Here is a 24,617-nt window from a genome sequence, read left to right on the forward strand (position 1 = left end):
CAACACATTCAGCTTTTACATTACCATCTTCAAGTGCATACATAGTACCTTTTTCAAGATAGCGATCAATCATATTTCCCTGCTCATCAGCTAATAGCAATAAGGATATAAACTGCTTTTTATTCTCATTCACTTCTCGTATTTTCATATCCATTACTCCGTCAAATTGGAATTTATCTAAGATATTATTTGTCTATTAATTCCGCAATATCAATATTAGTTTTATAGTTTTGTTTAACTCCTCCTGGTGAAGTAGTAAAAAATGAAACATATTCTCCATTACTGTAAATGGTAATCTCTTTTATATCATCATTTGCATCTTGCTTCGTAGTATCATAATATAACTCTAAGGTGTATATAGGATTGATGTTTTTATCTATATTCTCTACTTTTTCCCAGTTCTCGATATCTAAAATAGCATTGACCTTATCTATACTACTTTTATCTCCATATTTTGCTATCAGCTTGTCGCTTTGAGAGTCATGTATCTCTATTGATACCGCAGAATTTAACATCAAATCTGCATAGTCTTTTGTAGTATCACTAAGCCTTTTGTCATTGGCATAAATAAAGGAAAATAAAGCAACAACAATAATGACTAAACCGATTATAATTCCTATATAGAATGGCTGTTTTTTTATCTTCTTATCAATATCTTTTACCATACGAAAATCTCCTTTCAATAAAATGTCAAGAGAAACATTGAACTCATCACTAATTTTTACTAATGTAGACAAATCTGGATAGCTCTTTTCGTTCTCCCAATTTGAAACCGTTTGCCTTGTTACATTATACATTTTTGCAAAAGCTTCTTGTGTCAGCCCTCGTTCCTTTCTGATTTGTGCAATCGCTTGACCTAATTGCATATTCCTACCTCCTTACAATTACATTTTTATATGTATTTGCTAAATTAACAAGCAATTAGCTTTTTACATTTCTATTTTTTAACGCAAATATTCTTTGCCTTCTTGTTGTTCATGATTTTTTCATATACAACGTGTGAGGCAACTTCCGATTGAGATTTCACCTGTTTTAAGAGATTTAATAACTGTTATATTTTGTTATTAAATTCTCCGCAAACCCTTGAAAACACTGGATTTGTCGCAGGTGAGCTTTCCCTTATTTTTTCCCTTGTGTTATATCGTCCCATCAGTGTTTATGAACTCTGATAAGGGCAAATACAAGGGCAAAAAAATTATATAAAACAGTATAACATAAAATAAAAGTGACATGGTGGACTGATTGAAATGCTTCTTAATTTTTGCTACTAATGATTGATTAAATGATAAGGAGATGGGATACGATGAGAACAATATTTGCAGAATACAATCCACAACGAAACAGCATTGACATTTATACAAATGTTGGCTATATGCTTCGCATTGACTGCTGGGAAGCCGAAAAGGATTTAAAAACCACACCCGGATCAGACTGTGCATTGACTTCACTTGCAGTCGATGAACCACTTGAATATGCGAGATTATATCTTGAGGGCAATTTACAGATGTGGGTAGATACAGAAGATTCATTAGAGTTATAAAATGCAAGCAGCCTGTATGCTTCATTACACACAGGCTGCTTAATCAAATTTATTATAATTGATGAAAAATCGGTTGCATTTTGTCAAAAGTACAAAACTTTTTGAAACCAAGTGCTTTTAATTCCTGTTATGATACTGAGGATATCCCAGCAATACTTGCTATCCCTGATACCTTATTCTTTCTACCAGCGTTTCCTTTTTCAGATTACTGCTTAAAACGCAGGAAAGTACAATCTGCAACAGACCGACCAAAAAAATCATAATAAAAATTGGTACAATTGGAACATGATAGATATTCATTCCAAATATTCCAATATGTTTTGCATAGGAAAAAAGTGCATAGCCGAGTGGCAGACCAATGATCAAAGCTACGCATATGGTGCCAACCGTAAAAATCAGCCCCTGTAACTGCAGGCATAAATTTAATTGTTTATTTGTCATACCCACAGCCTGTAACACACCATATTCCTGCTTTTTTGTCGTAATATTCATGATCATGGTATTCGCCATATTCATAAACCCGATGAGTCCTACAATAGCCATAAACAGATAACAGCCAAGCTTCATCATGCTGCTTGCAAATTCGGCAGATTGTAACTGCGCATGATAAGTATCCATTTTTATATGCGAAGTATTAGAAATCAAAGTATTCAGACTTTGTTCTACAGATGCCACATCTTTTTTATCACAGTCCACCCACAGATAGCCATAGGCTGTTCCTCTCGGATTCATGGAACGATATACACCTTCCGGAATGACAAGATAAGTGTCCGCACTTACAAAAGATCCTGCAATCTTTCCCTGATAGGTATAGGTTCCACTTCCATTCTCAAAGTCAAATGCAATGGATTCACCCGGAGCATATCCATCTTGTTCCATCCACGTTGACCAGCCAAAGAAAATATCACCATTCTTTACCGCCTGATCATAGTCCATAGAGCCAATATCCCCTTCTTGGCGCATAAAATCAAAATCCTTTTTACTCACAATAGTAGCCGGAAATCTTGTTCCGTTCAGATTTACAGAGACAATCTCTCTCGTCATGACATCTGTTACTCCCGGAATGCTTTTGATTTCTTCAATCAGCGAATCATTCAATGGATCATCCGTCAGAATCGTATCCAGATTATTCTCCGGATATCTTTCATCATACTCAGCAGAATAGTCAAGCTGCAGTTCAAATTGTCCATGATTAACGGAAAGACGTGCTTCATGCTCCGTGTCAATATTTCCCACATAATTAGAGATAATCACAAACAATACGCAAGAAAAACCCATTGTGAGGATAGTACCAATAGTGCTTTTGGGATTACCCGTTACATTTGCCATTGCCATAGAAAACACGGTGACATTTTTTCTGCCATTTCGTTTTCCTTTTTTTTGTGTTTCTGCATTTTCTAAATACCGTGTTGCTTCGATAGGTGAAATCCGTGAAACAATTTTCATTGGTTTACGCAGTGCCAAAGCAACGGTAAGAAATGATACGAAAATACAGAGAAGCATAACAGGCAGGGAAAACAGAGGCACCTGCTGATTTTGAACTCCCATAGAGCCAGTTCCGGTTGATACAAGGTTCCCCTGTTCTACCAGCCAGTTAAAACCGCATTTTGCAATCAGAAAGCCAAAAAGCAATCCAACTGGTATGGAAAAAAATGTCAAAAAAATGCCCTCTCTGAAGATCAGTTGTTTCATCTGCTTTTTTGTCGCTCCCAGAGCCTTGATTTTTCCATACTCCTGTATCTTGTTGGCAATACCGACCTGAAAAATATTATAAATGACCACAACAGAGAAAAGTACAATTGCAAGAATCAAAACCCCGCATACCGCAATCGTTTCATAACTCGGCTGCAAGACCCATTGCAAATAGAGATCATTGACTATAACGTTTTTTTCTTCGATCCCACAAGCTGCTGCAATCTGCTTTATAACCGAATCAATATTATTCATAGATACATTTGCAGAATCATTTAAAGTAAAATAAATATTATACTGTCTGTCATTCTCTGCGACGTGCTCATCATAAAACTCCTGTGACCCGAAAGCAACATAAGATGCCTCGATGGTATACTCATCCCGATCATATAGGATTCCGCTGACAACAAATTCTTCCGGCTTATATTCTGACTGCATCCCTGCGCGGTAATCCAGTGTAACCGTATCTCCGACCTTTACATCATCATATCCCATTTCACTAAAAAATGCTCTTCCTGCGGCAATTTCCTGCGTTCCCCCCGGATACTTTCCTTCCTTTAACTCATATTCCTTATTATAGGGAAGCATTTTTATTGCAGTCTCATCCATGCAGACAAAACCACCGTTTTCGTTGCCTTTAATTATGCCTTCTGTACACATAATTCCTATTGCATTTATTTCTGCACGGCGGCGTACGTCCTTTAACTGCGAGGCATCTGCTGCGACAAACAAACCATAATTGCTTCCATATGAGCCTGCCGCCTGACTTTTCTGTAAACGGATCATTCCATTTCCCACAGTACTGATAATCACAAGCAGCATCGTAGTCAGACATATGGACATCATAATCAGTATACTTCTTGTCTTGTTCTTTTTGTCATTGCTATATGCAATCCTGCTTATTGTCTTCATCTGAAATCCACCACCTGTCCATCCTCAATTACCAGAATACGATCAGCGACCTGTGCAATTTCGTCATCATGGGTAATCATTACAATTGTCTGTCCATATTTTTTTGCTGTCATCTTAAGCAGGGCGATTACCTCATCACTGGTCTTAGAATCAAGATTTCCTGTCGGCTCATCTGCAAATATAATTTCCGGACGATTCACCAGTGCTCTTGCAATTGCTACTCTCTGCTGCTGTCCTCCGGATAACTGATTTGGCAGATTGTAAATCCTCTTTTCAATCCCCAAAGTTGCAATAATATCATTTACATACGCTTCATCCACTTTTCTTCCATCCAGCCCCAGTGGCAGTACAATATTTTCCCAGACATTAACAGATGAAACCAGATTAAATGCCTGAAAAACAAATCCGATTTTTCTTCTGCGGAAAACAGCAAGGGCATCTTCCTTCATCCTGTATAAATCTTTTCCGGCTAAAGTAACACTGCCTTTTGTCGGAATATCAAGCCCTCCAAGCATATGAAGTAATGTACTTTTACCGGAACCTGACTTTCCGACAATTGCGACAAATTCTCCCTGCTCAATCTGAATGTCCACCTGATTGACCGCTTTGACCTGATTCTCACCTGCGCCATAAAACTTACAAAGCTGCTTGGTTTCTAATATCACACTCATGTGTTGCCTCCTTTTCAATCCTGTAAAGCGTACCTTTTCAGCACGCTTTCTTTGCCTGTTTATATATTTGGTCATTTTTCAACCTACATCCAAATTGTATCAGGACAATCTTTCATTTCACTTTCAAAAAACGAGCAGAAGTCTTACAGAATTGTAAGATTTCTGCTCACTTAAAATTTAACCAACATATGGTAATTGAATCACAAACGTGCTTCCTTTTTTCTTTTTGCCGGAGGTTACCGTAATCGTACCTGCGTGTTTTTCGATAATTTCTCTCGATAGAAAAAGTCCGATTCCTGTACCACTCTTTTCCATGACCTCCTTGGAACTTCCTCTGTAAAATCGTTGAAAAATTTTGTGATACTCATTCTGCGGAATACCAATTCCCTGATCCTCAATTTCCATTCTTACAAGATCGTTTCTTTTTTGTAACCGGATAAATATTTTTGAACCACCCGGGCTGTACTTGATTGCATTATCCAGAACGTTGATCACAGCTTCACCAAGCCACCTTTTATCCTGCATAATCGTGCATGTTTCCAGCTCTTTCTCATAGTCAAAAACGAATTCAATTTCTTTCTCATCCGCTTTGGTATAAGTACGGTTCACAGCAGATATGACAGTATCCATAAGCGGAAGTTTTTTCTTATTCATCTGAATCAATCCAGTTTCCATCTTGGATATTTCAAGAAGCGATTGCAATAATGTCTCCAGTCCATCCAGAGCACTCCGACAACGGATACGAAACTCCTCCTGTTCTGTGGCACTTAAGTCATTCTGCATCAGCACACTAAAACATGTATCCAAAGCTGCAACCGGTGTCTTTAACTGATGAGAGATATCAGAAACCATTTCTTTCGTGCTCTCTTTTTCTTCCCGTGCTTCTTCCTTTAGCAACTGAATATGATGTCCGATTGCTTCAAGCTGGTCATTCAATTTTTCCAGTTCTGCATAATTTTCCGTTTTCAGTAAATCATCAAATTTATTTTCACGGAATCTGATCAGAATTTCTTCCAACTGGTCTAAAATTTTCTGATGACACGCATCTTCTTTTTTCTTCCAATAAAGTAAAAAGGTCAAAAGAAGCACGCATATCAAAGTGCTTACAACACCGGTCACCATAACCTGATGCAGGAATTGCGCAAAAAACGCATTCCCTTTATTCCCCCAGTATCCATATTGCTCCAATAATCGCCTTCCCGGTTCGTTCGTTTCAATATCTTTATCCTTAAGCAATTCCGAAACAGCATCCAGCCCAGAAATTTCTTCCTTTGCAGCAATCTCTGTCATAAGATTCATTTTATATTTATAATCTTCATAAAACACATACGTGGTAATGCAATTTAATATTGCAAACAATACTATGACAGGCAATACCAAGGAGAGCACTACTGTGATCTTCTTGCGATATCTCTTTGTCACTGCCTTACCTCCTGATTCCATATATACCCAAGACCTCTGATATTCTTTATATAGATCGGTGCAGCCGGATTGTCTTCAATTTTCTCACGGAGTCTTCTGATATTGACAGCGATTGTATTTTCATCCACAAAATCCCCTTCCAGATCAAACACATTTTCCAATATTTGTGTTTTTGAAAGAATCTTTTTCGGATTCTGAAGAAAAAAAGTCAGCATTTTCAACTCCGTTTTTGTCAGACTGATTTCACGACTCTTTATCAGGACTTTCATTTCTCCTGCGATAAATACGATATCTCCCGAAATCATCTTTCCGGCTTCCGTTTTCTCCTGTCTGCGACGGAAATGTGCTTCTATTTTCAAAAGAAGTACCGAAAGACTAAACGGCTTTGTAATATAATCATCTGCCCCTGCTTCATATCCCATAACCTGATCCATCTCCTGATCTAGTGCTGTAAGGCAAATAATGTATGTATTATAATTGCATCTCATCCACCTTACAAATTCCAGTCCATTCCCATCCGGAAGATTCACATCACAAATGGTAACATCCACATTATTATCACTTGCAATTCTTTTCGCTTTTTTCACTGATTCTGCTGAAAAAACCTCATATCCGGATTTTTTCAGTGAAAATGTAATTCCACGATTTAGATTTTCATCATCTTCAACCACGAGTATACCTGGCATAGCATCTGCACCTCTCTTTATTAACTATTCATCTTAAAATGCTTCAATGCCTCCACAATTGCACTCTCTTTATCTTCTGGACACTGCGGCTGCCTGCTATCTTCATTTTTAGGTAAATTAGGACTTGGAACAAGTTCCAAGTCTGTCGCGGCAGTCGTCGAATTGCCCTGCAAGCAGTCCATTCTCCTCGTTGCAACGCGCAAATTCTTTCCAACCTCAATTCCGCATTTTCTCTTTACCTGTGAGATATACAGATTGGAAACCTTCATGCCGGCATTATGTTCAGCCACATACTTCTTTATCTCATCATATGTTGCCTTAGTCTCTGCAGATGTTATATCCACATCATCAAGTTCAATCGTGACATTAATATAATCATCCGGCTTCTGTTTCAATTGGGACAAAAGAACAACAGTCTCCACGGATGCAACATTTTCCCTCAAAGCATCCATAACCTCTTTACTTACTGGAAATGCGTACTTTATTTCTTTTATCGGATTCTTTCCCTCTTCCCATGTTTCCTTTAGATGAAGGTGTACTTCCGCTATCATGCTCTCAATAAGCTTACGCTTATCCACATCATTCATTTTATCAAAAATCTTGTCGAAAACCAATAGCATCTTGAATACATTTTCCTTTGTAAGAACATCCTGCTGTGCAGCTTCCTTCTTTTTTTCAGAATCTGTTATCCTATCCTCAATATCATAGATTTCCTCATAAATTTTGTTAAGGCGGTTATTCATATCCTGTCTTTTACGTTCAGCATACTTGTCATCATCATATATAGCATCAATATATCTTTCCAGATTACTCTTGCTTTTTTCCAGTTCCTTTATAAGCTTGTGGTAATTATCCAGTTTCTTATCAATTTCTGTCACATCTGTTTTATTTCCAAGCTTACTCTGAATATCCTCTGCAAACTGTTTATTTCTCACTAAAAGCTTCGTATAGGCAATAACTTCTCCCTCTATCCATTCTGCTGAAATAGTATTCTTCTGGCATTGTCCAAACTTAGATTTAGCATAATGACCACATTGATACTTATTTTTTTGCATAACCTTTCCATCTTTATTTTTCCACTGTACGATATCAGCATACATGGATGACCCACACATAGGACACTTTAAGATACCAGATAACAGATGCTTCGCATATCTTCCAACTCTAAGATTTCCTGTTGTCGTTGTCTCTTGCCTTTTTCTTTTAGCTGCTTCAAATAATTCGTCGCTTATAATTGGTTCATGTACCACCTCGTCACTTAAGATATAATCATCTGATTTTACCCTACGATATTCATTTTCAGTTCCTTCAACACGTTCAAGTCTGGTTCTTCCAAATGCTATTCTTCCTGTATATACTGGGTTATTATATCATATTGTCACTTCCATAAGCATCAAATTTGCTCATTTTCTACATTGTTTGGCGTATGATGTTAGATTCAATACCCTACCCACTAACAAAATCAACGATTTACTTATACAATCTCGTCATTGTAGGAATTTTCTTAATATATCTGTAATATGTACTCTTACTCATGCCAAGCTGTTTCATCAGTTCAAACGGACGGATTTCTCCTGACACCACTTTCTGATAATGCTCTGAAAATTCATCAATCGGCATCACTGCTGGTCTGCCGTAATCATCCCATTCACCACGAGCCTTTTTAGAATCTATACCTTCACGCTGTCGTTTCTCTTTCTTCTCAATCTCTGCCTGAGCCATAGCTGCATATAATTCTATAAGCATATTATTGATGTTTCCATCAGCATACGAGCCATAGCATTATCCAACTTTGATAAATCCATAAGTGTAGTTGGAAGTTCCAGTATCTTTACACGGATGCCATTATCCCTGTAATACTGCAACTCCTTTAAAGTCTCCTGCTTATTTCTGCCAAGCCTGTCTACCTCACTCATCACCTGCTCTTAATACATCCTCTTTCAATACCTGATATCTTGGACGATTAAAATTCTTTCCTGTCTGCTGGTCATTAAATATCTTTTCCAGTTCCAGATTGTTCTGCTCACAATAGGTTGTAATCTCCTTGATGCCTCTGTCTAAATGCTGTTCTCTTGTACTTGTTCTGTGATAACCATATCTCTTCATGATATTAGCTCCTTCCTTAGTCCTGAAATGTGTACTTTTTGAAACTACAAAAAAAGGACTGCTAAACAGTCCCAAAATGTATGAACATCCATTTACGGAACGTCCCGATATTTATGTATGCTTTTTGACACCACCTCCTTAAAAATGAGTATAAAAAAAGAAGGTGTATTTCAACCTTCCATTAATCGAAATATTTTATTTTGAATTAAGATACTTCTCATACTGGTTCTTAACCATATCAGGAAACATAGTAAATGAATCTCCTGTACTAATCATCATAACATCATAATTCCCAGTTCCCCTATTAGTTATTTCAACCATTCGGTAATGATGTTCTTCATTATTAACCCTTGTAATTTTTGAACTTCCACTGTCATCCTTTGCTCTATAAAAATATTCCTGTCCATTTAGTTCAAATTGACCATCATAATTCTGCATTCTCAAATTCTCCTTACTTCAATGGTATTTTTATATCTTACCGTAAGCATTATTTATATTCCATTTCTCTATCATTCTAAAACTATACTGATTTATTTTTATAAAACCATATTAAAGTATCCTCTGTCATTCTTAATGCCAACAAGGCATCATCAATACTTGTTACTTCATTATCAACACCAGTTATAGTCATATTTCCCTCATTCCGATGTGCTCCTAACGCACAGGTAAACGAATATAATCTATAAAAAAGTTTAAATCTTGGATATTGATATCTTTCACTCGCTTCATTGCTATTTTCGTTATATTTCATCTCTGCAATTTTATTTGCTTGTACATTATTTATATTTTTATCTTTGTGGCATATTTTTTTTAAACCATCTAACCATTTTCTTTGTTCTGACTTTTGACTTGAAAAAATACCAGTTATTATATTTCTACACTGCATTACACAAGACACACTTTCACCATTTGCAAACGCTTTCTTAGCAGATTCATAACTCTCATATACATCCCTATGCTCTGCATATAGCCAATGCGAAATTATATCTATGTCTTGTACACTTTCATTTCCTCTTGCTGTAAATGGCTGCACACATAGTTCTTCATCACAATACAGAAAGTCCAAATTAATAATATTTACATAGCTCTTTAGTCTATTAAAATCTTTTGACGCAAATTCTGATAAAATAATATTTTTCTGTTCATCATCAACACTTAGCATCATTTCATCAAGATATGTTCCCTTTACATTTACATATTTTTTCTTAATGCTCTCTTCCTTGTCAGAATCAAAAATACGATATACTGACATTCGATTCGCAATACCATTTAAAAACATTATTAATTTTTCCGGTTGGTATTCCAACTCTTTAAACGTTTCATAAAGACCATTGTATGTCCTATCATTAAATAATAACTCCTTTTCATAACCATCATATCTACTATCTATCTGAAATTGGGGTGCACGTTCTTCAAATAAATCCTCTAATCCTGCACCACAAAAAATTTTTTTCCATATATCTTCAGACGGAATTAACGGACTTTTATTATTATCTGATAAAACTTCTGCTATCTGTGATAATGCTGCTAATTCTCTTGTTTCCATACAGTAAATCATCTCCTATTCTATATCAATCCAAAATGTTTCAACGCATCCTTAATATACTCCACCTTCTCCTGCGGACACTGTTTTACTTCTGGATTCTCTTTCTTAGACTTATTATAATTTTCGCCCATGTCCAGACCACACATCCGCTTTACCTGTGCAATATAAGAAGTATGCACATTCACACCGTACTTTTCCTTCACATATTCCTTAATCTTTGAATAAGTAGCCTTTTCTTGTGGTGTATAATTACTCTCTTCCTCAGGCTCCATTGTAACCTCAATCTTAGGGGTATCTTTTTTGAGGGATAATTTGACAACCGTCTCAGCGGTACTTTCTTTGTCCCAACAAAGTTCCTGTGTTTCCCTGTCTCCAAAATACACTGGAAAACGGAACTTTATGTGCTTCAGGAATCTGCCATCTGGCTGCTCCTGCTCGTAAATGTCCACCTGTTCTACAAAGCTGTTAAGAAATTCTTTCTTCTCCCGGTCGGTGAACTTATCATATAGTTTATCAAAATACAAAAGAAATTGATAGACGTTTTCTTCTGATATTTTCTGTTGCCGGATATTCAACAGGCGGTTCTTGACTTCCTCTATACTGTTCTCCACGCCTTCAATTTCATCATACAGACGATATAAGCGTGTCTCCATATCCTGATATTTCTTTTCATAAAATTTATCCATGATATCCAGACTGTCCATCTGCTGTCCAAGTCTTGCTTTTGCTCCGGTCAGCTGCCTGTGCTGTTTTTCCAGCCTTTCAATCTTTTTTTCTATTTCTTCTGTATCTATTCTTGAACCGATTTTATTCAGAATTGCTTCTTCAAATTTAGGATTCTTCACCAGCTTCCGAATAACTTCTTCCACTGCATTATTAATCTTCTCCTCGCTCCATTGTTTACGATATCCACATTTATGACCATCTACCAGGCGACGATGTTTGCAGGCATAATAGAAATAATCCTTATATAAGGTTCCGTCTTTCTTTTTCTTTCGGTTCACGTTTCCATACATACCGCTTCCACATAACGGACATCTCAATATTCCAGATAAAATATGCTCATGATCGAGGCTATGTGTCTTTTCATATTTCACACCTGTTTTTTCTCGTTTTTGATGAGCAAGCTCCCAGTCTGTTTCTGAGATGATTCCTTCATGGATACCATCGTGCAGCATATAATTTTCCTGCTTTACAATGCGATATTCATTTCTTGTTCCAGAAACTTTCTCGTTCTTCCTTCGTCCATAAGCCAGCTTTCCACAGTATACCGGATTATCCAGAACGCCTTTTATAAATGATGCGGCAAATGCGTCCAGTGTATTATTCTGTCGTTTTTTCTTTTTATATCCATGCTGGTTCAGCCATGCAGCAATCGCAGAGATTCCCATATTGGTATGAATAAATTTTTCATAGATCAGACGAATAATCTCTGCTTCATCCTCTGCAATCTGCAATTCTCCATTTACCAATTCATAGCCATATGGAGCAAATCCACCGTTCCATTTTCCTTCCCTAGCTTTCTGCTTACGCCCTTCTATTGTTTGAACAAGGATATTCTCCCGTTCAATCTCTGCCACTGCAGACAGAACAGAAATCATCAGCTTTCCACTATCTTTTGAACTGTCAATTCCATCTTCTACACAGATTAGATTCACTCCAAAATCCTGCATTCTTTGCAGAGAGTTTAACACATCTGCCGCATTACGACCGAATCTGGAAAGCTTGAACACCAATACAAACTGCACCTCATCTGTTCCATTCTCAATATTATCCAACATTCTCTGAAATTCCGGTCTGCCCTCTACGCTCTTTCCAGATTTACCTTCGTCTGAATACTCATTTACGATTTCCATATTCTGAAATTCCGCATATCTCTTGAGTTTTTCTTTCTGAGCATCCAGACTGTAGCCATCTACCTGCATGGTTGTGGATACTCTGGTATAGATATTACATTTTATCTTTTTATTCACTTTTCCTCCTCTCCTCAGAACATCCCAAAGCAATTTCCAGCAATTCCGTTGCAACTTGTGAATTTCTGATACGCATTAAGTTATCCCAGACATCAGCTTTTCCAAGTAGATTCATCCCGCCATGCCATACTATTTCATCATCAATAACGGCAAAACATTCTTCTACTTCTGTTCTTGTTATCACATTTATTCCTACCAATTGCATTGCTCTGATTAATTCATAACATACATCTGACTTTCCGTAAGTAATATCTTCCGGATCTGTTGTAATAACTGTGACCTTTACCCCTACTTCCTGTCTCTTCTTGACTAGTAATAAAAATCTGTCAATTTTATCCTGTCTGATATCCGGACTGGAAATTACCACCATTTTTTCTGACTCTACAATATCTTGCTCGAATTTTTCGGTATAATTTACAGAATCAAATATTGCATTTATTATTTGTTGAGGTTGCAACTCTTGCGTCCAGATTGAAAATCCCATCTTCCTGTATGTTCTCAATCTTTTTGCATACATTTTATCAAAATAACGCACATGCGAATCGATATAATCATACACATAAACGGCTTCTTTTCCGACATAATCTCTGTTTAATCTACCTACATACTGTTCCAGGCGTCCTTCAAAAGATACAGGTGCTGCAAGCATTAATACATCCAGTCTTGGGAAATCAAACCCTTCTCCTATTTTCTGACCAGTTGCCACCAAAATAAGCGATTCATTTTCAGGTATCTGCTTTAATTTTACTCTTATTTCAGCATTTTCCTTATCCGAATTATCCCCATATAGAAGGAATACATGATCTGCTTTTTCCTTTAAGGCATCATGTAAAAATTTTGCATGTTCCTTAAATCTTGTTAAAATTACAGGAGTTTGTTTTCTTGCAACACAAGTTATAACATCATCTATGATCATTTCATTGCGCACTTTACTGGTACTTATCAAATTATATGCTTTATTAATATTATCCTTGCTTTCTGCAGTATCAACTACTCTTGTGTATCTTGGGACAAAATAATGTCCAATCCCCTGTTCCTTAGCCCTCTCCAACGCAGTAAATCTATGTCGCAAAGGTCCCAGCAGCATATAGATAATCCGATCAAGACTGTCGCCACGTTTAGGCGTAGCAGAAACACCATACACGTATTTTGCATTTATTTTCTGCAATAATTCCATAGATGTATTAGAAGCTGCGTGATGACATTCATCCATAATTACCATTCCGTAAGAATTAATTCGTTCATTAAATTTTCCTCTGCTGTACATTGAACCAACCATTGCAACATCTATGATCCCTGTCAATGTATTTTTATTTCCGTGCAAAACGCCTATCACACTATTCCTTTTTTTCTTTCTTCCTGTTTTTGTTTCATATTCCGGTGGTTCTTCTCTTATCTCTAAGAAATGATTCAATTCATCAACCCACTGATTAAGCAAATCTTTACTTTGTAGCAAAATGAGCGTATTTACTTTTCGCTCTGCAATAAGATAACTACATACTACAGTCTTTCCAAATGCAGTTGCCGCACTCAAAACCCCATCTGAATGTGATAATAATTTTTCTGCTGCTAATTCCTGTTGCATTCGCAGATCACCTTTAAAAGATACTCTGATAGGTTGTCCTGTTTCTCTTTGATCTGAAACATCAACTGAAATGCCTGCTTTTTCACATTCCTGTATAACATTTTCACGCAGTCCTCTCGGAATCTGTATATATCCATCTATATCCTTACCTAAATATACAGCACTAAAATTATAATAATTAGAATATCCCAGCCTTTTATTTTTGTAGAATTCCGGATTATCAAATGCCGCCAAACTACGAATCTGATTTTGTATTCTTGGCATAAGATTCAGAGTATCTATATAAACTCCATTGCCCAATACCATGTGAAGCTTGCCCACAACATCTGAATTACAAAACTCACATTTCTTCTTCCATGGTTTCGGTCTAACATTCTTCTCACTATTAGTAAGCAATCCTCTGACTTCTGCTAATTCTCTCTGCCATTTTGCCATGCATTGTTCAATATCTTCTATTCCCAGCTTTCTTGTTTTATTAAAAAGAGCATCCCATTGATCAGGATATGCATTCCAATTTTCATCTACAAAAGCACTATTTCCATTTTTAAGTGCTTGCCCCTGTAATGGCAATGCAATTAAATTACCTATGCTGCTTGCCACATCCTGCGAAGGATACATTCTATCATAATAATGAAACGATTTCAGATTGATGGAAGTTGAACCCTTGTCTAACAGGAGAAATCCAAAATTTCTTGCTGTTGCCGCAGGTATTGCTTTTTTAAAGAAAATCCATACATGGGCACCTTTTCCAGATCGAGATCTCTCAACTAAAGGTCTGATACCATTAAGCTCACACATTTTTCTAAGCGCATCCACTTCTTTATGCCACTCATTATCCGTATTTGCAAAGTCCGTAACCTCTGCTCCTTTTTCGTGATTATCAAAATCAAATACAATAAATCTGCATGTACCATTTGGCAGTAAAGGATATACACCTATTACATCTGATCCATCTTCTTTTATGCCTAACAAATGAGCAATTATTTTTTTTACATCCAAACTAATCCATTTGGTATTTTCACATTCATCACAAAATACCTTCTCTTTACGTTGTTTAGGACAAAGCCGGTCATTCCAACGATTTGCGCATTGTGGAAAATAACCCCCGTTCTTTCCCCGTCTGGCATATACATCTTCTCTTCCCCAAAACATCGAAAAGAAACGTATTGCCATTTTCTCTGTAATATACAGCGGATTTACAATACGATTCCCTTGATCCAGGTCATATTCTTCTGCACTTTCTATTTTTTCTTCAAAAGGATTCACCTCTTCATATGAAATGCCTGCTTTCTTCAATTTATCTTTTAATATCTTGTTCTCATATTCAAGCAACCTAACCATCTTTCTTAATGAATCCGCATCATATGCTTCTATGTTCAAACCTTCCACCTACAATTCTTATTATCTCGTAACATAACTTCCATTCAATGTCCCAACTTAATTTTAGTACTTGTTCCAACTATTTTCAATACTTATTTTTCTTATTGACGCACTTCTCTGTCAATCGTATAATTAAGTTAGATACAGAGCATTTCTGTTATCAAAATATTGTTCGCTTACCGGAAGCGTCTAATAAATGTCCGGCTTGAAAATTATTTAGAAATAATTTCTGTTTTTGATATTGTGTTTTTATCACACATTGCATATACTATAAATACACAAAAAAGCAAAAAAAAAGGAGGTGTTAGTATGGCTACTTCAAGTATTACTCATAATTTTGTCGTATCCAATCCAAATAGCGTAAAGCGTTTTGTCGCAGCAATTGACGAAGCTGACCGTGATCGCACACCAAAGCAGACACTTCCCGGACGTCAGTTAACGAACCCACAGGAAATCTTAGCTTTAATGTCAAAAAGGAAGAAAAAACATGTCTGATAAATATTTTACCGTTAATATTCGGGCATATTTGGATAAAGACGAACCGACATATATCGGAGAGGAAAGTCTTTACGACTTACTCTCCGATTTTTCTTGTCCCAAAAATCCCGATGTGGAATACTTTTTATTACATAATGCGATTGAGTTTACCAAAAAAGATCAATCTATCACTTATCTGGTATTTGATGCTGAAGATGCTTCACTGGTTGGTTATTTTTCACTTACAGTAAAACCCATCTCTGTCCGTGCTTCAAATATCAGCAAGACAATGGCAAAAAAGCTGTCCCGTGTCAGTATTTTGGATGAAGAAACACAATCCTATACTACCGCAGCTTACCTGATCGCCCAGTTGGGAAAGAACTATTCTCTTCCAAAGGAAAAACGAATTCCTGGAAATATTCTACTGGGATTTGCACTGGAAACCATATCCAGTCTCAAATATTCCGTAGGTGGCGTTATGGAGTTCCTTGAATGCGAAGATAATGAATTTTTTCTGAGCTTTTATACGCAGAATCATTTCAAGCCATTTGATACTCGTATTACCGCTTCTCAGAATAATGAGCCACACACTCTGCATCAGCTTTTAAAATTTATTTGATTTAAAAATGCATGAAAAAAGCGACAGTCTGATTTACATTTTGTATTTCAGGAAACTGCCACTTCTTTTTCTTCCTTATTCTGTTTTTCTTCCTCCAACTCCCGGAGGACTTCAGCGCCGTACTTATCAATCATCCGTACCAGAAAATCAATGCACCGCTCAAATTCAATATTCTGTTGCATAAGCTCCTCCCGTTATTGTTTATTCTGAGCTTATTTTACAGAACCTGCCTGAAAACCACATTGAATAGAAATTGATTGTAAATTGACACAATCAATTTAAAACTATCCGCATTTCCTTGAACCGAATATATGTTCGTGTTATGATGGATATACTTAATCTTAACTACGAAAGGGGAATTTCTATTGAATCGATGCGATTTTTCTTCTATTAGCACTTGCTTAAAAAATCATATCAGCGAAAGTAATCAAATGAGTCAGCCTGATTTTTTATACGAATTATTTGAAGATTTTATGGATGATCCGGCAAATCAGGATTTTTCAATGGACAACGGTCTGGTTTGCCGCTGGATGACTGGTCAGGCTAAAATCAGTCCTAAAATATCCGCTTACTATTCCAAACCCAGTAATCAGAAAAAGCTGGCAGAAACCATTCACCAAAATCTGCTTCCATTGATGTCTGACTGCAATATGGCTATGCAGGATATATACACATTATTTATACAAGATGACACCATCTCCGATGCCAAAAAGAAAAATCTGGCTTCTCTGTACAAACCAGCCAGCTCACGTCTGCTGTTTCTTGCAAAACTGATTTCTTTTGGCATGGAACGCCAATTCATCAAACGTAATACCAAAAATCAGAAGCTGCTCGCCGGAGGCGCTTTATCCCCCATTGTGCTGGATTATATTATGGACAGTGAGGTTCCGAAACCATGCCGTCATTTTATCGGAAGAGATAAAGAACTGGAAGAATTATATACCATGCTTGAGGAAAACCGTCATGTTTTTCTTTGCGGAATCGCCGGAATCGGAAAAGCGAACTTGCCAAAGCCTACGCAAAGCGGTACATAAAGCAATACACCAATATACTTTATGTAGAATATACCGGCAATCTTCATCAGGATATTACTGACATGGATTTTATTGACGATCTTCCGGAAAGCACTGAACAGGAACGCTTTCAAAGACATAACCGTTTCCTGCGTTCCCTGAAATCTGATACTCTGCTTATCATAGATAATTTTAATGTCACTGCCACACAGGATAGCTTTCTGTCAGTAGTATTAAAATATTACTGCCAGATTTTGTTTACAACCAGAAGCAAACTGGATGAATACTGTACTCTGCCATTAAAAGAAATAGAGGATATGAACGCTCTCTTCCAGCTGGCATCAGTATTTTATTCAGAGGCAGACACGTACCGGACAACAGTTGAAAAGATCATCGAAACTGTTCACTCTCATACTTTTGCCGTGGAACTGGCAGCAAAACTTCTGGAAAATAGAATCTCGACTCCAGACCAGTTATTAACAAGACTTCAGGTGGAAAAAGCATCTTTCCATAACGAAGATAAAATTAAAATAATCAAAGATGGACAAAGCAGCAAAGCCACCTATTACAATCATATCCATACGCTGTTTTCTTTATACACTTTATCTCTTGAACAGCAGGATATCATGTGTAATATGTGCTTTCTTCCTTCCACCGGTATTTCTGCCCGTATATTTGCCAAATGGCTGGAACTGCCCACACTAAATGAGATCAACGATTTAATTGAGACTGGTTTTGTCCAGACAACAAAACGTCGCACTATCTCTCTGCATCCGATGATTCAAGAAATTACCCTTTCAGAGACAAAACCATCTGTAACTCGCTGCCACATATTACTGGATTCTTTACAGAAAATATGTTTAATGCATGGAATGGAAGTAGATTATTACAAAAAGCTATTTCAAACAATCGGAAATATCATAGAATTGATTGAAAAGGATGATATACCAAAGTATCTGCTTTTTCTGGAAAATGCATTTCCATACATGGATAACTATAACTACCACAAAGGTATGAATGGAATCATTCAGGAACTGACTGAGCTGTTAAAGACAAAAAACATTGGAACCGACTCTGACCGGGCATTATTACTAGATTTTCAGGCAACTCTTGAAACCAAACCTGAAAAAGCAATAAAACTGGAAAAGGATGCACTTGCCCAGATAGAAACTATCACTGCTGACAATGCTCGCCTTGTTTCCAACCTTCATGCCAATCTCGGTGGACTTTACCGCATGAACGCTCATCCCGATCTTGCAAGAGAACACATGGAAAAAAGTATCTCACTGCTTGACCAATTTAACCTGCTTCATATAAATGACAGCATACCTCAGATTGCCAATTATGCAATGTTCCTGACAGAACAGCAGGAACCCGAAAGAGGAATCTCCGAATTACAAAAATTATCCGGCATCATCAAGGAATACCATTCCGATGACTGTCTGGATTATGCCAAAGTACAGGAAACCCTTGCAACCATTTATCTGATGACCGCCAATCTTTCACACGCCAAAACACATTTTAAAAAAGCTTTCAAAATATATGAAAAGATCTTGGCTGATGAGCCTGAAATGATTGAAGCAAAATATCTGGAGATTCAGGAGTTATATCCACAGATTGGATTTTCCATTGGAAAAACTCTATCCGGTCTTTTAACAAAATAAGCATAATTTACGGCGGGCAACTTGCCCGCCGTTATATTCAACTATTCGTCAAGTAAATATACGCATCTTCCAAAGTGATATCATTATCCGGGACACACTTCTCATTTGGCTTTCCTTTGCTTAATATTTTCATATGAATTCCATTTTCTACATACTGCTTAGATGAAATAGAATAATTGGCTTCTAACAAACGGGCTTCTTCTGCATTTTGTACCGTACAATTCCAAACACAGCCCTTTGCATTTTCCAGCAATCCACTCACGCTTCCGGAATATAAAAAATTCCCTTTTTTCATAATGGCAAGCTGTGTACAGGTTGCTGCTAAATCTTCTACTACATGAGTGGAAAACAGCACAGTTCTATCCTTTGAAAAATCAACCAGAAGATTGCGGATCCTAATCCTTTCTTCCGGATCTAACCCGGTTGTTGGTTCATCAATAATCAAAAAATCCGGATTATTAAGAAGTGCCTGTATGAGTCCGACACGTCTCTTCATACCACCAGATAATTGCCGCATTTTTTTATTCTGATGCTCTGTAAGAGAAGTCTTTTCCAGATAATAGGTAATTCTTTGTTCGAGGTCATTTCTGGCTACTCCTGACAGTCCTCCCATATATACAAGACATTCTTTCACCGTAAGATTCGGATATAAGTCGATTTCCTGTGGAAGATAACCAATCTTTTTCTGTATTTTCTCATAATTTCCCTCGTTATACAGAATTCCATCAAGGGAAACCATTCCTTCCGTTTGTTTTAAAACAGTTGTAAGAACCCTCATCAAAGTGGTTTTTCCAGCACCATTCTCACCCAAAAGTCCGTAAATTCCCTTAGGTATTTCAAGAGATGCCTTATTTACTGCAACTACACCATTTTTAAATCTAACTGTTAAATCATTTATTCTAATACTCATAATCTATCCTCTTTTCTTTAAAGCCATTGGTAATAATGCAAATAAAAACAGCCCCGCTATAAAAGACACAAGCGTTCCATAAATCCAACTCTCGGACATTAATTGAGTAGGTTCACAAAAGCTGAAAGAAAACAATCCCAGATTTCCGAAAAATGAACTTCCCGCTTTTGATATAAGTCCAATGACAATTCCAAATAAACATCCAATACCTGCCCACATATTTCGAAGCAATGTACACAAAATCACAGAGCATATACTCCAAAGCCAGATAGTTCCAAACATTGCAATGAAATATAAAAGAAATATCTGAATACCCGAAATGCCTTCGTTTACACTGCCCGGTTTTTGCCAGAAAAACAAAACATATCCAACACAGGAAAGTATTAATAAATATAATATTTGAACGCCCACTCTCTGCGATATTACTTTTAACTGCTTTTTTTGATTATACAAATGAAATACATCGGCACGCTTACTTTTTACTTCCATCAAGTATGTGTCACTACAAAAAATAATTGTTAAAAATGCTATTGGAGACTGAATTGCTGAACCGATTTCTTCATAGTATATAATCGGATGAATAACACACAATATCAGTATAAATGCACATGAATAAAAAACCTTATATAACGACAGGCAGTTTTTGAGTTCCGTTTTCAATGAACCCTCCTCCTTTTCCAGATTGTAACAGAAATACATACTAATATAACAGATGAGATCACAAGCATAATCTGATTTATATTTGACATTTTGGCTGCATGTGTTTCAAAAAACCTGCCGGGGAATCGCACCATAATAGAGAACGGTCTCATATAATAAATATCATTCTTCTCGGTCAGCATATTTGAATATATAATGTGTAAAAACAAAACTGGTGCTGCCGGAAGCGGATTTTTAAATATTAATGCTGTAATTGTATAGACACAACATATCATCAAAAGATTCGGCACAATATAGATCAGAGAATTCACGCAAAAATCAATTGGTGTTACCGGAAAGCCCGATTCTAAAGACGTTTTCAAACACAGCATAAAGAATATAACATTCAAAATCACTAATACGCCCAACATACTAATGAATCCGCTTATTACTTTCCCGCATATATATTGGATTGCCGTAACAGGCTTTGTATGTAATAATTCATAGGTATTTTTTCGTGTATCCTGAATAAATAAAAATGATAGCAATACGGTTGCAAAAAAGGCCATATGCAATCCTGCAAAATCCGTGAACTTTTTGGCAAAGTACCAGGAAAAAGAATGTTCGGATAATTTCCGCTCGATATAATGATTGATTTCTTCTGCTGTCCCCTTATGAATTTCAAGGTCCTCATAAGCATATATTGCATTATAATAGCCATATTGGGATTCCAAAAACTCAGAAGCAGTCTTTACATCCATATTCTGAATTTCTTTCATTACATGATCTGCTTCCTGCCTGCTAAATCCAAAACCATTTTTGGAGGTGTCCATTAACGTCTCTTTGATCGTATCTTCCCACTCCCTTCTTCTTTCTTTATCATCAGATGTGGGAATGTACCCATCCATGACATCAGCATCTTCCAATGCTACGTCATTTTGTGTGATCTGTTCATTCTGTTTGATATAATGAATTTGCAAATACGATGACAGACATTGATACATACTTGCAACTATAATAATCAAACCAATCCACAAAACAGGGTTCTTTAAATAATCAAGTATACTTCTTTTTATGATTGTTTTCATTGTATCTCTTCCTTTCTTTATTTCTTTAACAACATCATACAAATCAATTCTCAATAAATTCACAACAAAAAAGACTAAAACCACTTTATTTGTGATTTCAGCCTTATAAAGTATTTTTATTCAGCTTTGAAAAGAGCTTCTACATGAGCACCGCCTTGTCTGGCATTATATATTTTCAAATTTCCTCCATGCTTTTCACAGACAATACGAGAAATATACATACCAAGGCCAAAATGCTTTAAATCATCTTGTGGATTCTTATGATAAAATGGTTCTGTTACTTTTTCCTCAGTATCCACAAATCCTATTCCATCATCTTCAACAGAAATTATAAGAAAACCATCCTTTTTCTTTATCTGCAAAGCAATACTTTTTTGTGCATATCGAACCGCATTTTCCAGTAAGTTGTCTGTCACTTCCATGACAAGTTCCTCATCCACTTTCACAATGTTTTGTTCCTGCACTCTTTCTACCTTACATAATTTACTTTCCTTCTTGGACAGCATGGCAGCTTCTGCCTCAATCTTTTTTGCCAGTTCCGATAATTCTATCTCTGAGCATTGCAGTTCCCTCTGTTCTAAATGGGACATTTTTCTCATGTTTTCCGTGAAATGCTCTATACGGTCAATCTGATACATGCCTGTTTGTAAGATATCAATAACATCCTCTGTTTTTATACTCTCAGCAGAAACAAACTCTAAGAGCATTTCCTGATACCCACGCAATATGGAAAGTGGAGAACGTATATCATGTGCAATTGCATTCCGCAAAGCCTTCTCGTCATCAATCATTCGCCACATCTTTCTGTTGTTATCTGATAAATCACTTCGCATCATTTCAAATTCTTTACACAAAGTTCCCATCTCATCTTTATTTTCATAGGACACATGAAAATCCAGTTCATTATCTGCAATCATTTGTGAGGCATCTTTTAGTTCCTGTAGAGGTGTCTTTAACTTATTTTTATAAAAAAAGAATACCGCAACAACACTCCCAACAATCGAAAAAATCAGTACCGAATATGTTTCCATAAAGTCACACATTTCCGAAAGATGATGGTCCAAACGATTCATCTGCGATTGATTAGGTCTTGATATCTCAATCTCGTATTTCTTTCCATATTGCTGAAACACGTCCGTATAATCTGCATAATCAATATATTTTTCCCATATTTTATTCTGCATATTTCTTGCAAAATGAACTGTAAATCCAGATAACAGAAATGCTGCCGTTAAGCTGATCACAAAATAAAGCAGAATTGTTTTTTTCAGTGACAAGTTTCTTATTTTTTCCATCGGTATCCAATCCCCCATACAGTTTCTATGTATTCTTTTTCTGAATAATCCGCTATTTTTTTCCTTATACGCCGTACTAATTCCGTTATCGTTCTACTGTCCCCTTCCGCATCATATCCACAGACTTGTGCATATATACGTTCTTTATCAAACACCTGCCCTGGATGCATGGATAAGAATTCAATAATCTGATATTCAATTTTTGTGAACTCCATCCTGTGTCCAGCTATAGCTACTATTTTTTCAGAATAATCAATCAGCATTTCATCCATGAAACGGTATTCCGTTTTTTGTTGATGCCTTTCTTCTCTCTTTATGTTTGTAACAATCCTCGCTTCCAACTCCCGAAGACTAAATGGTTTCGTAATATAATCATCCCCACCCGAAAGCAACCCATTAATTTTATCATCTTCGTCAACTCTTGCTGTTAGAAATAAAATTGGACATAACACTTTACTGCGTATCAGACGACATACTTCAATCCCATCCATGCGTGGCATATTGATATCCAACAAAATAATATCCGGTTTCATTTTTATTTTATTTAATGCTTCCATTCCATCTGTAGCCGTAATGGTTTCATATTGTTTCATATTAAAATAACTACAAAGCATTTTCACCAATTCTTTATCATCATCAACAACTAAAATCTTGTATTTCATCCAAACCACCTCCAGTCTCCATATTATACGATAAAAAACAATGAAATCGCAACAAATCCTGCCGATTGTAAAAGAATGGCAGGAACGCCCTCTGGAAGAAGTGTATGCTGTAGTATTTATGGATGCAATCCATTATCATGTCCGCAGTGAAGGACGTATTGTAAAACGTGCGGTTTACATTGCTCTTGGTATCGACATGAATGGGAAAAAAGATGTCCTTGGAATGTATGTTGGAGAAAACGAAAGTGCAAAGTTCTGGCATGATAACTGGGCAACCCTGTCCACTTATTTCAAATATCCTGAGGCAGTAAGACGCCTGATTTACACCACAAATGCCATTGAAGGATTCAATCGTCAGCTCCGGAAAGTGACTAAAAGCAAAACGGTTTTCCCATCGGATGACAGCCTTTTGAAAATGCTGTATCTGGCAACTATGGATATCACGAAAAAATGGACTGGCCATCGGCAGGACTGGGGACAGATTCATTCCCAGCTGGAAATATATTTTGAAGAACGTCTAATCGGACGCAGCCTGTAAAAACATCTTGTTTTAGGCAGGTTTTATTGACATGCCCAAAAACTCCTGTATAATGCAGATATGGGCAGAACCTGAAAAATCGGCTCTGCCCATTTGTAACTATTCATAAATCTTATATCAGTTTTTAACGTTTACACAAAACTTGAAACGGTCTCTCTATCCGGTCTTTTAACAAAATAAGCATAATTTACGGCGGGCA

22 protein-coding genes and 5 pseudogenes are annotated in these 24,617 nt (G+C 36.7%); 5 read left to right on the forward strand and 22 right to left on the reverse strand.

All coding sequences use genetic code 11. From position 1 onward, the window contains the following. A pseudogene (locus WMO43_RS13190) lies at window positions 1–148 on the reverse strand (GNAT family N-acetyltransferase); the annotation flags it as partial. Window positions 149–185: 37 nt separating this feature from the next. Then, window positions 186–866 carry a helix-turn-helix domain-containing protein gene (locus WMO43_RS13195; protein ID WP_178035716.1) on the reverse strand — a complete coding sequence of 227 codons (681 nt, stop codon included), beginning with the start codon at window positions 864–866 and terminating at the stop codon, window positions 186–188. A gap of 437 nt (window positions 867–1,303) precedes the next feature. Here WMO43_RS13195 and WMO43_RS13200 point away from each other — a divergent pair, with 437 nt between their 5' ends. Beyond that, entirely contained in the window at window positions 1,304–1,540 is a 237-nt protein-coding gene (locus WMO43_RS13200; RefSeq protein WP_117824044.1) for a DUF6061 family protein, read from the forward strand. A 159-nt stretch (window positions 1,541–1,699) separates the two neighbouring features. Here WMO43_RS13200 and WMO43_RS13205 read toward each other — a convergent pair whose 3' ends face one another. The 14 genes and pseudogenes from WMO43_RS13205 to WMO43_RS13270 form a co-directional block, all read right to left on the reverse strand. Beyond that, a complete protein-coding gene (locus WMO43_RS13205) occupies window positions 1,700–4,144 on the reverse strand; it encodes an ABC transporter permease (RefSeq protein ID WP_353531501.1) in 2,445 nt (814 codons plus the stop codon). After that, complete coding sequence (locus tag WMO43_RS13210) at window positions 4,141–4,815, reverse strand: ABC transporter ATP-binding protein (RefSeq protein WP_262538725.1); 675 nt, start codon at window positions 4,813–4,815, stop codon at window positions 4,141–4,143. The genes WMO43_RS13205 and WMO43_RS13210 overlap by 4 nt, the downstream gene beginning before the upstream one ends. 177 nt (window positions 4,816–4,992) lie before the next feature. Next, window positions 4,993–6,258, reverse strand: coding sequence for a sensor histidine kinase (locus WMO43_RS13215; RefSeq protein ID WP_353531502.1), 1,266 nt, complete (start codon window positions 6,256–6,258; stop codon window positions 4,993–4,995). Then, entirely contained in the window at window positions 6,234–6,923 is a 690-nt protein-coding gene (locus tag WMO43_RS13220) for a response regulator transcription factor (protein WP_353531503.1), read from the reverse strand. The genes WMO43_RS13215 and WMO43_RS13220 overlap by 25 nt, the downstream gene beginning before the upstream one ends. Before the next feature lie 20 nt (window positions 6,924–6,943). Then, window positions 6,944–7,801, reverse strand: a complete 858-nt coding sequence (locus WMO43_RS13225; protein WP_353531525.1) for a hypothetical protein — start codon at window positions 7,799–7,801, stop codon at window positions 6,944–6,946. Between the two features lie 132 nt (window positions 7,802–7,933). Then, window positions 7,934–8,038: pseudogene (locus WMO43_RS13230) on the reverse strand (hypothetical protein); the annotation flags it as partial. 132 nt (window positions 8,039–8,170) lie between these two features. Beyond that, window positions 8,171–8,266, reverse strand: a pseudogene (locus tag WMO43_RS13235) (hypothetical protein); the annotation flags it as partial. 127 nt (window positions 8,267–8,393) lie between these two features. Beyond that, window positions 8,394–8,669, reverse strand: a complete 276-nt coding sequence (locus tag WMO43_RS13240; RefSeq protein WP_353531504.1) for a hypothetical protein — start codon at window positions 8,667–8,669, stop codon at window positions 8,394–8,396. Next, window positions 8,660–8,839 carry a recombinase family protein gene (locus tag WMO43_RS13245; protein ID WP_353531505.1) on the reverse strand — a complete coding sequence of 60 codons (180 nt, stop codon included), beginning with the start codon at window positions 8,837–8,839 and terminating at the stop codon, window positions 8,660–8,662. Before WMO43_RS13245 ends, WMO43_RS13240 begins: the two co-directional genes overlap by 10 nt. Continuing rightward, window positions 8,832–9,029 carry a recombinase family protein gene (locus tag WMO43_RS13250; RefSeq protein ID WP_353531506.1) on the reverse strand — a complete coding sequence of 66 codons (198 nt, stop codon included), beginning with the start codon at window positions 9,027–9,029 and terminating at the stop codon, window positions 8,832–8,834. The genes WMO43_RS13245 and WMO43_RS13250 overlap by 8 nt, the downstream gene beginning before the upstream one ends. A gap of 195 nt (window positions 9,030–9,224) precedes the next feature. Then, complete coding sequence (locus WMO43_RS13255; protein WP_353531507.1) at window positions 9,225–9,467, reverse strand: hypothetical protein; 243 nt, start codon at window positions 9,465–9,467, stop codon at window positions 9,225–9,227. Window positions 9,468–9,549: 82 nt separating this feature from the next. Then, window positions 9,550–10,575: a hypothetical protein gene (locus tag WMO43_RS13260; RefSeq protein WP_353531508.1), complete on the reverse strand. Its 1,026-nt coding sequence runs from the start codon at window positions 10,573–10,575 to the stop codon at window positions 9,550–9,552. A gap of 20 nt (window positions 10,576–10,595) precedes the next feature. Continuing rightward, on the reverse strand, window positions 10,596–12,500 hold the full coding sequence (locus WMO43_RS13265) for a recombinase family protein (RefSeq protein WP_434784191.1): 1,905 nt from the start codon (window positions 12,498–12,500) through the stop codon (window positions 10,596–10,598). A 40-nt stretch (window positions 12,501–12,540) separates the two neighbouring features. Then, on the reverse strand, window positions 12,541–15,513 hold the full coding sequence (locus WMO43_RS13270; protein ID WP_353531510.1) for a TOTE conflict system archaeo-eukaryotic primase domain-containing protein: 2,973 nt from the start codon (window positions 15,511–15,513) through the stop codon (window positions 12,541–12,543). 309 nt (window positions 15,514–15,822) lie between these two features. Here WMO43_RS13270 and WMO43_RS13275 point away from each other — a divergent pair, with 309 nt between their 5' ends. Continuing rightward, on the forward strand, window positions 15,823–16,008 hold the full coding sequence (locus tag WMO43_RS13275; protein ID WP_014080774.1) for a hypothetical protein: 186 nt from the start codon (window positions 15,823–15,825) through the stop codon (window positions 16,006–16,008). Next, complete coding sequence (locus WMO43_RS13280) at window positions 16,001–16,609, forward strand: GNAT family acetyltransferase (protein ID WP_353531511.1); 609 nt, start codon at window positions 16,001–16,003, stop codon at window positions 16,607–16,609. Before WMO43_RS13275 ends, WMO43_RS13280 begins: the two co-directional genes overlap by 8 nt. Before the next feature lie 47 nt (window positions 16,610–16,656). Here WMO43_RS13280 and WMO43_RS13285 read toward each other — a convergent pair whose 3' ends face one another. After that, window positions 16,657–16,791: a hypothetical protein gene (locus WMO43_RS13285; protein WP_353531512.1), complete on the reverse strand. Its 135-nt coding sequence runs from the start codon at window positions 16,789–16,791 to the stop codon at window positions 16,657–16,659. 249 nt (window positions 16,792–17,040) lie between these two features. Here WMO43_RS13285 and WMO43_RS13290 point away from each other — a divergent pair. Beyond that, a pseudogene (locus WMO43_RS13290) lies at window positions 17,041–19,286 on the forward strand (tetratricopeptide repeat protein). Window positions 19,287–19,323: 37 nt separating this feature from the next. On the opposite strand, the gene WMO43_RS13295 reads toward WMO43_RS13290, so the two are convergent. The 5 genes from WMO43_RS13295 to WMO43_RS13315 all read right to left on the reverse strand — a co-directional run bounded on the left by WMO43_RS13295 (window position 19,324) and on the right by WMO43_RS13315 (window position 23,880). After that, window positions 19,324–20,196, reverse strand: a complete 873-nt coding sequence (locus WMO43_RS13295) for an ATP-binding cassette domain-containing protein (RefSeq protein ID WP_005339623.1) — start codon at window positions 20,194–20,196, stop codon at window positions 19,324–19,326. 3 nt (window positions 20,197–20,199) lie between these two features. Beyond that, window positions 20,200–20,856 carry a transporter gene (locus WMO43_RS13300; protein ID WP_353531513.1) on the reverse strand — a complete coding sequence of 219 codons (657 nt, stop codon included), beginning with the start codon at window positions 20,854–20,856 and terminating at the stop codon, window positions 20,200–20,202. Next, entirely contained in the window at window positions 20,853–21,923 is a 1,071-nt protein-coding gene (locus tag WMO43_RS13305) for an ABC transporter permease subunit (RefSeq protein ID WP_353531514.1), read from the reverse strand. The genes WMO43_RS13300 and WMO43_RS13305 overlap by 4 nt, the downstream gene beginning before the upstream one ends. Before the next feature lie 116 nt (window positions 21,924–22,039). Then, the gene (locus WMO43_RS13310; protein WP_353531515.1) at window positions 22,040–23,218 is read right to left on the reverse strand and encodes a sensor histidine kinase; all 1,179 of its coding nucleotides are present in this window, start codon (window positions 23,216–23,218) and stop codon (window positions 22,040–22,042) included. Next, window positions 23,206–23,880 (reverse strand): response regulator transcription factor, encoded by a 675-nt coding sequence (locus WMO43_RS13315; RefSeq protein WP_014080778.1) that lies wholly within the window; start codon window positions 23,878–23,880, stop codon window positions 23,206–23,208. The genes WMO43_RS13310 and WMO43_RS13315 overlap by 13 nt, the downstream gene beginning before the upstream one ends. Before the next feature lie 61 nt (window positions 23,881–23,941). On the opposite strand from WMO43_RS13315, the pseudogene WMO43_RS13320 reads away from it, so the two are divergent. Next, window positions 23,942–24,418 (forward strand): annotated as a pseudogene (locus WMO43_RS13320) (transposase); the annotation flags it as partial. Between the last annotated feature and the right edge of the window lie 199 nt (window positions 24,419–24,617).

The sequence above is a fragment of the Maccoyibacter intestinihominis genome (assembly GCF_040096355.1).
Classification (GTDB): domain Bacteria; phylum Bacillota; class Clostridia; order Lachnospirales; family Lachnospiraceae; genus Maccoyibacter; species Maccoyibacter intestinihominis.

What these genes read in the sequence shown, in the direction of transcription:
- WMO43_RS13195 (WP_178035716.1), bottom strand. Translation starts at nt 866, where the DNA reads ATGCAATTAGGTCAAGCGATTGCACAAATCAGAAAGGAACGAGGGCTG.
- WMO43_RS13200 (WP_117824044.1), top strand. Translation starts at nt 1,304, where the DNA reads ATGAGAACAATATTTGCAGAATACAATCCACAACGAAACAGCATTGAC.
- WMO43_RS13205 (WP_353531501.1), bottom strand. Translation starts at nt 4,144, where the DNA reads ATGAAGACAATAAGCAGGATTGCATATAGCAATGACAAAAAGAACAAG.
- WMO43_RS13210 (WP_262538725.1), bottom strand. Translation starts at nt 4,815, where the DNA reads ATGAGTGTGATATTAGAAACCAAGCAGCTTTGTAAGTTTTATGGCGCA.
- WMO43_RS13215 (WP_353531502.1), bottom strand. Translation starts at nt 6,258, where the DNA reads ATGGAATCAGGAGGTAAGGCAGTGACAAAGAGATATCGCAAGAAGATC.
- WMO43_RS13220 (WP_353531503.1), bottom strand. Translation starts at nt 6,923, where the DNA reads ATGCCAGGTATACTCGTGGTTGAAGATGATGAAAATCTAAATCGTGGA.
- WMO43_RS13240 (WP_353531504.1), bottom strand. Translation starts at nt 8,669, where the DNA reads ATGCTTATAGAATTATATGCAGCTATGGCTCAGGCAGAGATTGAGAAG.
- WMO43_RS13245 (WP_353531505.1), bottom strand. Translation starts at nt 8,839, where the DNA reads ATGAGTGAGGTAGACAGGCTTGGCAGAAATAAGCAGGAGACTTTAAAG.
- WMO43_RS13250 (WP_353531506.1), bottom strand. Translation starts at nt 9,029, where the DNA reads ATGAAGAGATATGGTTATCACAGAACAAGTACAAGAGAACAGCATTTA.
- WMO43_RS13255 (WP_353531507.1), bottom strand. Translation starts at nt 9,467, where the DNA reads ATGCAGAATTATGATGGTCAATTTGAACTAAATGGACAGGAATATTTT.
- WMO43_RS13260 (WP_353531508.1), bottom strand. Translation starts at nt 10,575, where the DNA reads ATGGAAACAAGAGAATTAGCAGCATTATCACAGATAGCAGAAGTTTTA.
- WMO43_RS13265 (WP_434784191.1), bottom strand. Translation starts at nt 12,500, where the DNA reads ATGCAGGTAGATGGCTACAGTCTGGATGCTCAGAAAGAAAAACTCAAG.
- WMO43_RS13275 (WP_014080774.1), top strand. Translation starts at nt 15,823, where the DNA reads ATGGCTACTTCAAGTATTACTCATAATTTTGTCGTATCCAATCCAAAT.
- WMO43_RS13280 (WP_353531511.1), top strand. Translation starts at nt 16,001, where the DNA reads ATGTCTGATAAATATTTTACCGTTAATATTCGGGCATATTTGGATAAA.
- WMO43_RS13285 (WP_353531512.1), bottom strand. Translation starts at nt 16,791, where the DNA reads ATGCAACAGAATATTGAATTTGAGCGGTGCATTGATTTTCTGGTACGG.
- WMO43_RS13295 (WP_005339623.1), bottom strand. Translation starts at nt 20,196, where the DNA reads ATGAGTATTAGAATAAATGATTTAACAGTTAGATTTAAAAATGGTGTA.
- WMO43_RS13305 (WP_353531514.1), bottom strand. Translation starts at nt 21,923, where the DNA reads ATGAAAACAATCATAAAAAGAAGTATACTTGATTATTTAAAGAACCCT.
- WMO43_RS13310 (WP_353531515.1), bottom strand. Translation starts at nt 23,218, where the DNA reads ATGGAAAAAATAAGAAACTTGTCACTGAAAAAAACAATTCTGCTTTAT.
- WMO43_RS13315 (WP_014080778.1), bottom strand. Translation starts at nt 23,880, where the DNA reads ATGAAATACAAGATTTTAGTTGTTGATGATGATAAAGAATTGGTGAAA.